The following is a 2,065-nucleotide window of genomic DNA, read 5'->3' as shown; positions in this document are numbered from 1 at the left end:
AGCGCGACGTCTTCGCCAGTCAGATCCTCGACGCTACGGACGCCGTCGCGGGTTTCGACTGGACGCTCGCCGACATCGGCGAGCGTCATCGCCGCTTCAGCGCGGTGATGAAGGCGGAAGTCCAGGCGCTCGCCGAACGAGAGATGCCGAGCCGCGCCCTCCACGCTGCCCGACGACGGCCGGCAGCGCGGCGGGCGCCGGCAAACGACACCAATCCGCCGTCCGCCGCCGGCTCGATCACGCAACGCAACCGAACAGGGATGAGACCATGACCGCGCATATGATGAAGGACGGATGGATCGGCGTCGTCAACGGACGCCCGCAGGTGGGCGCGTCCGCCGAGCGCTCACGGCGGACACGGGCGCAGGATATCGACGCGTTCGCCGAGATGACCGGCGACCGCAACCCGCTGCACTACGACAAGCGGCTTGCCGAGGCATCGGTGTTCGGCAGGCTGATCGTCCAGGGCGGCGTTACTTCAGGCATCCTGAACGCAGTGGTGGCAGAGGACCTTCCCGGTCCGGGCTCGGTGTTCCTCGAAGTCTCATGGAAATTCGTCAAGGCGGTCGGCGTCGGCGAGCTGATCACCGGGAGGGTCGAGGTCACGGAGGTGCGTTCCGACAAGCCGATCACGAAACTGGAGACATCGGTGCGCAACGAGGCCAGCGAGGTTTGCCTCACCGGCACCGCGACCGTATTCACCGTGCCGCTGGCCAAGAGCTGAATGCGCCTGGTCCCCGATTGCCTATCTATTTGATGCCACACGCATCTGGGGCATATATTTGCTTACCGGAAGCATTGGAGCGGCAATGCTTGAAGCGACCATCACCTGCCCCGAGTGCGGACATCGCGAAAAAGAGACGATGCCCACGGATGCCTGCGTTCATTTCTACGAATGCCGTGGGTGTGGAACGCTCTTGAAGCCTCGTGCCAATGACTGCTGCGTGTTCTGTTCCTACGCCGATCACCCGTGTCCGCCGCTGCAGGAGAACCGCGCAGCCCACCGGGGCTGAAGGTCAGACGCCATGACGGGCAGCTGGACAACCGCCCGCGGTCTTACGATCCCGCCGTCTCGGCGACGAAGGCCCGGACATGGCCGATGAACTCGTCGAAGGCCGGCTCACCTTCGAGCAAGATGTGGTTTTGGCTTTCCAGTTCGAAGAAGCGCGCGCCGGGAATGCCGGCGGCCATGGTGCGGCTGGACTCGACAGGGGCAACGTTGTCTTCACGCGCGTGCAGCACCAGGGTCGGCACCCGCACCTTCTCCAGGAGCTCGCTGACATCGATCACCGAGAAGGCGCTCTGCAGGCGCCAGGCGTCGTCCGGCGACACGGTCCGAAGCATCAAATCGTCCATCCAGGCGAAATGCTCGTGCGTGGCGCCGGGGATGAACATGGAGCAGAAGGCCTGGCGGAACATCGGATTCGGCTTGCCCCAGCTCTCGCGCATCAGCGTCGCCACGGCCTCGCGCGTGGCGATCTCACCCGCGTCGCCGCGCGCCCGCCAGCCTTTGACATAGCCGCCATAGAGGATCATGCCCGACACTTTCTCGGGATGGCGTATGGCGTAGGCGATCGAAACCGCGCAGCTCTGCGAGAGGCCAAGTAGCGTGAAGCGATCGAGCCCCGCCGCCTCGACCACGCATTCGAGGTCCGACACCATGGTGTCGAACGAGACGTCGACCACGTGGCGTTGCGACAGGCCGTTGCAGCGCTCGTCGTAGCGCACCAGCTGGTTCTCGCGCGACAGTTCCGACATCCAATGCCGCCAGATCGGGCTGTCCCAGTCGAAGGTGAGATGCGACATCCAATGCGCGGCGCGAAGGATGGGCGGGCCGCTGCCGGTCTTGGCAAAAGCGAGCCTGTGCCGTCGCGAGCCCGGCAGAAATGAACGGCGCGGCCGGGGTCCTGCGCGGCTGCCGGGTTCTTTCCCGGCGAAGGCGAAGGTGATTGCACCTGGGCCACGCCAGCAGCGCCGGGTTGCGCAGAGCGTCCCGTGGGCTGGGCGGCGGCCGCCCTCACCTTCTCCTCCAGCACCTCGATCTCTTCCGCCAGGCCTATGTCCT

General features: G+C 65.6%; 4 protein-coding genes. 3 read left to right on the top strand and 1 reads right to left on the bottom strand.

The annotated features are described in order from the left end of the window. The 3 genes from DH10_RS31045 to DH10_RS37385 all read left to right on the top strand — a co-directional run. A partial coding sequence (locus DH10_RS31045) for a hypothetical protein (protein ID WP_210327877.1) occupies positions 1-272 on the top strand: 272 nt, incomplete at its 5' end. Continuing rightward, positions 269-724, top strand: a complete 456-nt coding sequence (locus DH10_RS31040) for a MaoC family dehydratase (protein ID WP_192256094.1) — start codon at positions 269-271, stop codon at positions 722-724. The genes DH10_RS31045 and DH10_RS31040, both read left to right, overlap by 4 nt. A gap of 85 nt (positions 725-809) precedes the next feature. Next, positions 810-1,013 carry a GDCCVxC domain-containing (seleno)protein gene (locus tag DH10_RS37385; protein WP_246506548.1) on the top strand — a complete coding sequence of 68 codons (204 nt, stop codon included), beginning with the start codon at positions 810-812 and terminating at the stop codon, positions 1,011-1,013. Positions 1,014-1,056: 43 nt separating this feature from the next. Here DH10_RS37385 and DH10_RS31035 read toward each other — a convergent pair whose 3' ends face one another. Then, positions 1,057-1,806 carry an alpha/beta fold hydrolase gene (locus tag DH10_RS31035; RefSeq protein ID WP_210325316.1) on the bottom strand — a complete coding sequence of 250 codons (750 nt, stop codon included), beginning with the start codon at positions 1,804-1,806 and terminating at the stop codon, positions 1,057-1,059. Between the last annotated feature and the right edge of the window lie 259 nt (positions 1,807-2,065).

The organism is Mesorhizobium silamurunense, assembly GCF_014843825.1.
Taxonomy (GTDB): Bacteria; Pseudomonadota; Alphaproteobacteria; order Rhizobiales; family Rhizobiaceae; genus Mesorhizobium; species Mesorhizobium silamurunense.
The sequence above is the reverse complement of the archived record's forward strand: the minus strand, read 5'-3'. Positions and strand labels throughout refer to the sequence as shown.

Excerpts from the sequence above, each read along its gene's own strand:
- DH10_RS31040 (WP_192256094.1), top strand. The coding sequence starts at position 269 with ATGACCGCGCATATGATGAAGGACGGATGGATCGGCGTCGTCAACGGA.
- DH10_RS37385 (WP_246506548.1), top strand. The coding sequence starts at position 810 with ATGCTTGAAGCGACCATCACCTGCCCCGAGTGCGGACATCGCGAAAAA.
- DH10_RS31035 (WP_210325316.1), bottom strand. The coding sequence starts at position 1,806 with ATGTCGCATCTCACCTTCGACTGGGACAGCCCGATCTGGCGGCATTGG.